Here is an 8,718-nt window from a genome sequence, read left to right on the forward strand (position 1 = left end):
CTCGAGATCGCCGAGCTCGCGATCCTCCACCGCGACCGTGGCGTCGCGGGCTTCGACATCGCCGGGCCCGAGGCGGGGTTCCCGCCCACCCGGTTCCTCGACGCGTTCGAGTACGTCCGCCGCGAGAACGGCCACATCACCATCCACGCCGGCGAGGCGTTCGGGCTGCCCTCGATCTGGGAGGCCGTCCAGTGGTGCGGGGCCGACCGGCTCGGGCACGGCGTACGGATCATCGACGACATCCATGTGACAGAGGTGGCCGAGGACGGCACCCCGGCGCAGATCAAGCTGGGCCGGCTCGCGTCGTACGTGCGCGACAAGCGGATCCCGCTCGAGATGTGCCCGTCGTCCAACCTGCAGACCGGCGCCGCCACCTCGATCGCCGACCACCCGATCGGGATGCTCGCGGACCTGCGGTTCCGGGTCACGGTCAACACCGACAACCGGCTGATGAGCCGCACCTCGATGACCAACGAGCACCGGCTCCTGTGCGAGGCGTTCGGGTGGGGCCTCCACCAGGTCGAGTGGCTCAGCGTCAACGCGATGAAGTCGGCCTTCCTGCCGTACGACGAGCGCTACCGGCTGATCATGGACGTCATCAAGCCCTGGTACGCCGACCGCCGCTGACCCTCGCCGAGTCGGCGCTTGTCGACAAGAGCCGACTCGGCGGTCAGACGACGAACCAGAGGTGGGACCAGCCGCCGACGCCGACCCGGTTTCCCTCCCAGCGCTCGCGCGCGACATCGACGACCGTGCCGCGGGCGGGGTCGAAGAGGCGCACCGCCGAGCCGCCGTCGGGGGCCGCGAAGGCGAGCACGACGTGGCGCGGCAGCCAGCGGCTGCCGAGATAGACCCCGACGGGGCGGTTGCGGACCTGCTCGGTCAGCACGTCGTAGCCGACCGCCGGGCGGGGCCGGGCGTGCATGGTCGCGATCCGCTCGCCGGTGAGGGCGGACAACGCGTTCGCCACCGCCCACGGTGGCGTGCCCAACCGGCGCGGCCACGGCATCTGCGTCCGCTCGCGATGGCTCAGCGTCGAGGTCAGCCGGCGGTGCTCGGCGCGGATCGAGGCCTCGGGGTCGTCCGGCCGCCACCGGGTCAGCAGGACCCGGGCGGCGGCCACGCTGGCGGCGCCGCAGCTGACCTGGTCCGGTTGCTGGAGCGACCGGGGGTCGAGGTCAGCGGGCCAGTCCACGCTGTCCGGCCCGGTCGTCACGCCGGTGCTGCGCCACGATCTCGCGATAGGCGGCGTCGCCGGTCATGACCCGGCAGCCGGCGTCGACCGCGCGGCGGACGACCTCGCGCTGGACCCGGGCCAGCGCCACGCCGCGGCGCAGCAGCACCAGCGGGGGCTTGCGGTGCTCGCGAAGGTCGCGGCTGAGGCGGCGCCAGAACGTGACCGACCGGTGCTGGGTGACGCAGTACGCCGCCTCCAGGACCCCTGCGTCCCGACAGGCCGCGACCACGGCCGGCGCGAAGATCCCCTCGGCGCAGAAGACCTCGGCCCCCTCGAGGTCGAGGCGCTGGGCGCCGGAGCGCCGGCTCTCGGAGATCGAGTAGACCGGCACGTCGGTCGTGCCGGTGCGGCACAGCTCGAGCAGCGCGGTGACGGCGTCCTCGCAGTGCCAGGTGCCGGGGTGGTCCCAGTCGACGATGCCGGAGTTGCCTGCCCTGAGGAGCCGGGGGACGAGGCGTCTCGAAGGGTCGCTCTCGATCCGCGGGAGGTCGGGCTCGTCGCCGTCGCGGTAGAAGTCGTCGAGCCGCAGGGTCGGCCAGCCGAACCGCTGCTCCAACCGCTCCGCCAGCCGTGACTTCCCGGACCCCGAGGGCCCGGCCAGCACGATCACACGAGCCACGATCACCCGTCCTAGACCCCGATGGGGTGCCAGACCGTCTTGGACTCGAGGAAGTCGGTCATCGCCGCCAGCGCGGGCGTCTCGAGCCAGTCCGGCTCGGAGGCGGGCGCGCGACGGACGCGCTTGAGGTTGTCGGCCGCGGCGACCTCCAGCGACGTCGCGAGCTCGGCGTCGGTGACACCGGCGAGGTCGATCGCGTTGACGTCCATGTGGGAGGCGAGCCACGGCGCGATCTCGGCCGTGGGACCGGTGAGGATGTTGACGACCCCGCCGGGGAGGTCGCTGGTCGCCATCACCTCGGCCAGGGTGATCGCAGTCAGCGGGTGGGTCTGGCTCGCGACGACGACCGCCGTGTTGCCGGTGACGATGATCGGGGCGACGACGCTCACCAGGCCGAGCAGCGGGCCGGCCGGCGCGACGACGGCGACCACGCCGGTCGGCTCCGGCGAGGTGAGGTTGAAGTAGGGCCCGGCGACCGGGTTCTGGTTGCCGACGACCTGGGCGATCTTGTCGGCCCAGCCGGCGTACCAGACCAGCCGGTCGACGGCGGCGTCGACGTACTTGCCGGCCTTGGCGGCGCTCGTGCCCTCGCTGCGCACGAGCTCGGCGACGAACTGGTCGCGGCGGGTCTCGAGCACCTCGGCGATCCGGTAGACGACCTGGCCCCGGTTGTAGGCCGTGCGGCCGGACCAGCCCGGGAACGCCTTGCGGGCCGCGGCGACCGCGTCGCGGGCGTCCTTGCGCGTCGCTCGGGCGGCGTTCGCGAGGAAGCGGCCCTTGGCGTCGAGGACCTCGAAGGAGTGACCCGACTCCGAACGGGGGAACGCCCCGCCGATGTAGAGCTTGTAGGTCTTGCGGACGTCCACGCGAGCCATCACGCACCAGCCTTCAGGTAAGAGGCGAGACCCTGGCGGCCGCCCTCGCGGCCGTAGCCGGACTCCTTGTAGCCACCGAACGGGCTCGTCGGGTCGAACTTGTTGAACGTGTTGGCCCACACCACGCCGGCCCGCAGCCGGTCGGCCATGAACAGGATGCGGGAACCCTTGTCGGTCCAGACCCCGGCCGAGAGGCCGTACGGCGTGTTGTTGGCCTTCTCGACGGCCTCGGCGGGGGTCCGGAACGTCAGCACGGAGAGCACCGGCCCGAAGATCTCCTCGCGCGCGATCCGGTGGGCCTGCGAGACGCCGGTGAAGATCGTCGGCGGGAACCAGAACCCCTTGGTCGGGAGGTCGCAGGCGACCTCCCAGCGCTCGGCGCCCTCGGCGTCGCCGACCTCCGAGAGCTCGCGGATCCGCTTGAGCTGCTCGCCCGAGTTGATGGCGCCGACGTCGGTGTTCTTGTCGAGCGGGTCGCCGATCCGCAGCGTCGACATCCGACGCTTGAGCCGGTCGAGCAGGTCGTCGGCGATGGACTCCTGGACCAGCAGCCGCGACCCGGCGCAGCACACGTGGCCCTGGTTGAAGAAGATGCCGTCGACGATGCCCTCGACCGCCTGGTCGATCGGCGCGTCGTCGAACACGATGTTGGCAGCCTTGCCGCCGAGCTCGAGGGTGGCCTTCTTGTCGGTGCCGGCGATGGAGCGGGCGATCGCCTTGCCGACCTCCGTGGACCCGGTGAACGCGACCTTGTCGACGTCGGGGTGGGCGATCAGGGCCTGCCCCGTGCCGCCCGCGCCGGTGATGATGTTGACCACGCCCGGCGGCAGGTCGGCCTGCTGGCAGATCTCGGCGAAGAGCAGCGCGGTGAGCGGCGTCGTCTCGGCGGGCTTCAGCACCACGGTGTTGCCGCACGCGAGCGCCGGCGCGATCTTCCACGCGAGCATCAGCAGCGGGAAGTTCCACGGGATCACCTGAGCCGCGACGCCCAGTGGCTGGGGGTTCGCGCCGAGGCCGGCGTACTCGAGCTTGTCGGCCCAGCCGGCGTGGTAGAAGAAGTGCGCCGCGACGATGGGTACGTCGACGTCGCGGCTCTCCTTGATCGGCTTGCCGTTGTCGATCGACTCGAGGATCGCGAGCTCGCGGCTGCGCTCCTGGACGATCCGCGCGATCCGGTAGAGGTACTTGGCGCGCTCGCTGCCGGGCATCCGTGACCAGCTGCGGAAGGCGCGGCGCGCGGCCTTCACGGCGCGGTCGACATCGGCGTCGTCGGCCTCGGAGATCTCGGCGAGGGTCTCCTCGGTCGCCGGGTTGATGGACTTGAACGCGTCGCCGTGGCCGTCGACGAACTCGCCGTCGATGAAGAGCCCGTAGGACGCCTTGATGTCGACGAGGGCCCGGGACTCCGGAGCCGGTGCGTAGTCGAAAGTGGTGGACTGAGTGGGCATCTCCATGGGTCCGTTCAGTCGAGGGTGAAGTAGTCGGGACCGCTGTAGCGGCCGGTCGCCAGCTTGGTGCGCTGCATCAGCAGGTCGTTGAGGAGCGTCGAGGCGCCGAACCGGAACCAGTCGGGGGTGAGCCAGTCGGGTCCGGTCACCTCGTTGACCATCACGAGGTACTTGATCGCGTCCTTCGAGGTCCGGATGCCGCCCGCCGGCTTGACCCCGATCTGCACGCCGGTCGCCTCGCGGAAGTCGCGGACGGCCTCGAGCATGACGAGGGTGACCGGCAGCGTCGCCGCGGGCTGCACCTTGCCCGTCGAGGTCTTGATGAAGTCGGTGCCGGCGAGCATCGCCAGCCAGGAGGCGCGCCGCACGTTGTCGTAGGTCTGCAGCTCGCCGGTCTCGAAGATCACCTTGAGGTGGGCGTGGCTCCCGTCGGCCCGGCGGCAGGCCTCCTTGACCGCGACGATCTCGTCGAAGACCTGCAGGTAGTGGCCGGCGAGGAACGCACCACGGTCGATGACCATGTCGATCTCGTCGGCGCCGGCAGCGACGGCGTCGCGGGTGTCGGCCAGCTTGACCTCCAGCGAGGCGCGGCCGCTCGGGAACGCGGTGGCGACGGCGGCGACGTTGACCCGGTCGCCGACGATCTGCTTGACCTCGCCGACCAGGTCGCCGTAGACGCAGACCGCGGCGACGGAGGGGCAGGTCGGGTCGGAGGGATCGGGCCGCAGCGCCTTGCTGGCCAGCGCCCGGACCTTGCCGGGAGTGTCCTGTCCCTCGAGCGTGGTGAGGTCGACCATCGTGATGGCGAGCTCGATCGCGTGCGCCTTCGCGGTGGTCTTGATCGACCGGGTGCCGAGGGAGGCGGCCCGCGCCTCCGCGCCGACCTGGTCGACGCCGGGGAGCCCGTGCAGGAAGCGGCGCAACGTCGTGTTGCTGGCGGTGACGTCGGCGTACGCCGCGAGCCCCGGGGTCTCCGTGGGGACGGTGGGTGGCATTGGCCCAGCATAGGGTTGGGATGTTGGGATGAACCAACCCTGCGAGAACCCACCGAGGGAGCGATGTTGGTCGAGGAGCGAACCGAGCGGTTCACGGTCTGGAGCGGCCGGATCACCGGCATCATCGGGCTGGTCGCCATCGGCCTCGCGGTGCTGTTCGGGGTGGCCGGTGTCGGTGCGCCGTACGACCCGGTCGTCTACCCGGTCTGCGGCCTGGTCGCGGTCCTCCTGTGGGTCATGCTGCTGCGTCCGTCCGCCGCCATCGAGGGCGACCGGCTGGTGCTCCATGCCGCGTTGAGCACGGTGCGGGTGCCGCTCGCCGCGATCGACCAGGTCGTGGTCCGGCAGTTCCTGGCGGTGCGGGCGGGCGAGCGCCGCTTCTCCACCACGGGCGTCAGCCGCAGCCGGCGGCAGGGGATGCGCGACGACCGGCTGGGGGCCGATGCCGGCATCACCGACCGGTCGTACGGCGGGTTCGTCGAGGCCCGGATCGAGAAGCTGGCCGAGGAGGCCCGCGAGGTCCAGGGCGTCGAGCCCTACTCCGACGAGCAGGACGCCCTCGCTGCCGAGGTACGGCGAGAGCCGGCCTGGATCGAGATCGGGCTGCTGGTGCTGTTCGGTGCGGCGCTGCTGGTGACGCTGGTCGGCTGACGGCCCGGCTGGGGACCTTTGGCCCTGCAACCGGCCCGCGAGGACGCCGAGACTCGGATCTGTGAGGAGATCCCTGTCATGACCGCCGCGACCTCGGACCGCGCGTCCCGCCCGGCGTCGCGCCGGCGTCCCCCGCTCGTCCCGCACCAGCACGGCGCGTGGGCGTTCCTCGCGCTGCCGGTGCTGCTGGCCATCAGCGCCGGGGCGTGGGACCCGACGCTGGCGCTCCTCGCCCCGGCCTGGATCGCGGCGTACCCGCTGTCGTGGGCGCTGTCCGAGCTCTGGAGCGCGCGGCATCCCGAGCGCTACCGGCGCGCCGCCGTGGTGTGGGCCGCTGCGTTCGTGCCCTTGGCCATCGCGCTGGTCGTGCTGCGCCCGTGGCTCTGGGCGGTCGGCCTCGCCTACGGCCTGTCGTTCGCGGCCAACGTCCTGTTCGCCCGCGCCGGCGCCGAGCGGTCCCTGCGCAACGACCTGCTGCTGGTGCTCGAGTGCTCGCTGATGGTGCCCATCGCGGTGGCCGTGGCGGAGGGCGGCGGCGGGCTGCTGCCTCCGGGAGAGCTGGTGCCGACCGGTGAGGTCGCCGTGCTCACGCTGCTGTGCGCGCTCGCGCTGACCAGCTCGACCCTGCACGTGAAGTCGCTGATCCGCGAACGACGCGACCCGCGCTACCGGTCAGCGGCGCGGTGGTTCGCCCTCGGCTCGCTACCGGTCGCGGCGCTGTGCGCCGCGTGGTGGGGTGCCGGGGGCGCGTGGCTGGTCCTGCCGTTCGTCGCGTTCGCGCTGCGCACCTGGCCGGACGTGGTCCGCACCTGGCGTCCGGCGCGGGTCGGCCTGTTGGAGCTGGCGGGATTCGTGCTGGTCGCGTTGTCGGCGTTCCTCGCCGCCTGAGCCGTCGCGGTGGGTGCGCTCGCGTCAGGGCCTCGTCGTCGTCCTCGTGGTCGCGCCGGAGCAGCTGGCGGGTGCCGGATCGATGGCGTCCCTCAGCGCGGGGTAGTCGCTGTCCGCACCGCAGTCGATCTTGGTGTCCTTGACCCCGTCGTTGGCGATCAGGCGATCGGTGCCGGCCATGCCGAGGAGCGTGTCGGCGCTGTGCCCACCGGTGATGGTGTTGTTGCCGGCGCTGCCGGTGAGCGTGTCGCTGTTGCTCGTCCCGGTGAGGTTCTCCACCGATGCCGTGATCGTGTCGCGGGCCCCGACGGGTCCGTCGAAGGAGTTGCCGTCGTCGGCGAACCCGCTGGCGATCGAGGCGACGACCCCGGTGCCACCGTGACCGGCGTAGGTGACGAGGTCGATACCGGGCCCCCCGTAGAAGAGGTCGCCGTCCCCTCCGCCGCGGAGGGTGTCGTCGCCCTCGCCGCCGCGGAGGCTGTCCTCGCCGCCGTGCCCCTCGACAGAGTCGTCGCCCTCGCCGCCGTTCAGGGTGTCGCTCCCCGAGCCCCCCGTCAGGAGGTCGGTGTCGTCACCCCCGCTGACCACGTCGTCGCCGGAGTTCCCGTCGAGGCCGTCGTTGCCGTCGCCCCCGACCAGGACGTCGTCGCCGCTGCCGCCGACGATGGTGTCGTGTCCGGGGCCGCCGACGATCCGGTCGTCGCCGGCGTCGCCGTAGATGAGGTTGCTGGAGGAGTTGCCGGTGAGGTTGTCGTCGCCGAGGCCACCGAAGATGCCCTCGACGTCCGGGGCGATCGAGTCCCGCGCCCCTGGAGGCCCGTCCTCCGCTGACCCGTCGTCGCCCTGGCCCCCGGTCAGGTTGGCCGTGACCGGGGCTTCGTGGGTCTCGTAGCTGACCCAGTCCGTGCCGCCACCGCCGCAGATCACGTCGGCTCCACCGCGACCGTCGATCGTGTCCTCGCCGTCCAACCCCGCGATCACGTCCGGCCCCGGGGTGCCGAGGAGGTAGTCGTCCCCGTTGGTCCCGGTGATCGTCGCCGGCAGTCCCTGGCACTCGGTGTACTCCGGGCCCCAGGTGGGGTCGAAGTCCTGCCCCGGGTGGGTGGTGAGGCGGGTCAGCGCACCGCCGTTGGTGTTGGTCCGGTAGATGTCGATGCCGCCCGTCCGGCTGCTGCTGAAGGCGAGCTGCAGGCCGTCGGGCGAGTAGACCGGACCTGAGTCGCTCGCGATGTTGTTGGTCAGTCGCACCGGCGAGGTGCCGGCGGCGGACATCCGGTACGCCTCAGCGTTGCCGTCCCGGAAGGACGTGAACGCGATCTGGTGGCCGGCGGGGGAGTACGCCGGGTCGTCGTCGTGGCTGAGGTTCGCGGTGATCCGGGTCTCGGCGGAGCCGTCGGCCTGCATGACGTAGATCTCCTGGTTCCCGTCGCGCCCGCTGGTGAACGCGATCTGGTCGCCGGAGGGCTGATAGGCCGGCGCCTCGTCGACGAAGGTGCTCGAGGTGAGCCGCACGTGGTTGGTGCCGTCGGCCCGCATCCGGTAGATGTCGACGTTGTCGCCCCGGAGACTGGTGAACGCGATGAACCGGCCGTCGGGGGAGAAGGTCGGCTCACCGTCGTACCCGTTGCGGTAGGTCAGGCGCGTCTGGTCGCTGCCGTCGGCGTTCATCAGGTAGATCTCGTAGTCGCCGTCCCGGTTGGACGTGAAGGCGATCCTGGTGCCGTCCGGCGAGAACGCCGGGTCCAGGTCGTACGGCGGCGGCGTCTCCGGTCCGCCGGGGGTGTGGGTGAGCCTGGTCTGGCCGGTGCCGTCGGCGTTCATGACGTAGATCTCCCAGTTGCCGCCGTCGCGGTCACTGACGAAGGCGATCTGGCCGTTCACCCCTGGGGTGACGGCGGCGGCCGGACCTGGCGGCCCCGCGGTCACTGCCGCGATCGAGGTGAGGAACAGGCTGGCGGCAACGGTCGCGACGGTGCGCATCGGGGACCCCCGGGGAGCGTAGGGA

Annotated in this window: 8 protein-coding genes and 1 pseudogene; 3 read left to right on the forward strand and 6 right to left on the reverse strand. The window is 71.8% G+C overall.

Annotated elements, in window-relative coordinates; genetic code table 11:
- Positions 1–627, forward strand: a 627-nt coding sequence (locus H0488_RS19650) for an adenosine deaminase family protein (RefSeq protein WP_183100928.1), incomplete at its 5' end; no start/stop codon positions are given.
- A gap of 43 nt (positions 628–670) precedes the next feature.
- On the opposite strand, the gene H0488_RS19655 is transcribed toward H0488_RS19650, so the two are convergent.
- The 5 genes from H0488_RS19655 to deoC are packed head-to-tail and all read right to left on the reverse strand — an operon-like array spanning position 671 to position 5,174.
- Positions 671–1,195: a hypothetical protein gene (locus tag H0488_RS19655; protein WP_183100929.1), complete on the reverse strand. Its 525-nt coding sequence runs from the start codon at positions 1,193–1,195 to the stop codon at positions 671–673.
- On the reverse strand, positions 1,179–1,856 hold the full coding sequence (locus H0488_RS19660) for an AAA family ATPase (protein WP_312856444.1): 678 nt from the start codon (positions 1,854–1,856) through the stop codon (positions 1,179–1,181). Before H0488_RS19660 ends, H0488_RS19655 begins: the two co-directional genes overlap by 17 nt.
- 11 nt (positions 1,857–1,867) lie before the next feature.
- Complete coding sequence (locus tag H0488_RS19665; protein ID WP_183100930.1) at positions 1,868–2,731, reverse strand: aldehyde dehydrogenase family protein; 864 nt, start codon at positions 2,729–2,731, stop codon at positions 1,868–1,870.
- Complete coding sequence (locus tag H0488_RS19670; RefSeq protein ID WP_246372536.1) at positions 2,731–4,185, reverse strand: aldehyde dehydrogenase family protein; 1,455 nt, start codon at positions 4,183–4,185, stop codon at positions 2,731–2,733. The genes H0488_RS19665 and H0488_RS19670 overlap by 1 nt, the downstream gene beginning before the upstream one ends.
- 8 nt (positions 4,186–4,193) lie before the next feature.
- Positions 4,194–5,174 (reverse strand): deoxyribose-phosphate aldolase, encoded by a 981-nt coding sequence (deoC, locus tag H0488_RS19675; RefSeq protein WP_183100931.1) that lies wholly within the window; start codon positions 5,172–5,174, stop codon positions 4,194–4,196.
- A 63-nt stretch (positions 5,175–5,237) separates the two neighbouring features.
- On the opposite strand from deoC, the gene H0488_RS19680 reads away from it, so the two are divergent.
- The gene (locus H0488_RS19680) at positions 5,238–5,825 is read left to right on the forward strand and encodes a hypothetical protein (RefSeq protein ID WP_183100932.1); all 588 of its coding nucleotides are present in this window, start codon (positions 5,238–5,240) and stop codon (positions 5,823–5,825) included.
- A 78-nt stretch (positions 5,826–5,903) separates the two neighbouring features.
- A complete protein-coding gene (locus H0488_RS19685; protein WP_183100933.1) occupies positions 5,904–6,713 on the forward strand; it encodes a YwiC-like family protein in 810 nt (269 codons plus the stop codon).
- A gap of 24 nt (positions 6,714–6,737) precedes the next feature.
- On the opposite strand, the pseudogene H0488_RS19690 reads toward H0488_RS19685, so the two are convergent.
- Positions 6,738–8,718 (reverse strand): annotated as a pseudogene (locus tag H0488_RS19690) (hypothetical protein); the annotation flags it as partial.

Source organism: Nocardioides pelophilus (assembly GCF_014180685.1).
GTDB classification, from domain to species: Bacteria; Actinomycetota; Actinomycetes; order Propionibacteriales; family Nocardioidaceae; genus Nocardioides; species Nocardioides pelophilus.

Excerpts from the sequence above, each read along its gene's own strand:
- H0488_RS19665 (WP_183100930.1), bottom strand. The coding sequence starts at position 2,731 with ATGGCTCGCGTGGACGTCCGCAAGACCTACAAGCTCTACATCGGCGGG.
- H0488_RS19670 (WP_246372536.1), bottom strand. The coding sequence starts at position 4,185 with ATGGAGATGCCCACTCAGTCCACCACTTTCGACTACGCACCGGCTCCG.
- deoC (WP_183100931.1), bottom strand. The coding sequence starts at position 5,174 with ATGCCACCCACCGTCCCCACGGAGACCCCGGGGCTCGCGGCGTACGCC.
- H0488_RS19680 (WP_183100932.1), top strand. The coding sequence starts at position 5,238 with ATGTTGGTCGAGGAGCGAACCGAGCGGTTCACGGTCTGGAGCGGCCGG.
- H0488_RS19685 (WP_183100933.1), top strand. The coding sequence starts at position 5,904 with ATGACCGCCGCGACCTCGGACCGCGCGTCCCGCCCGGCGTCGCGCCGG.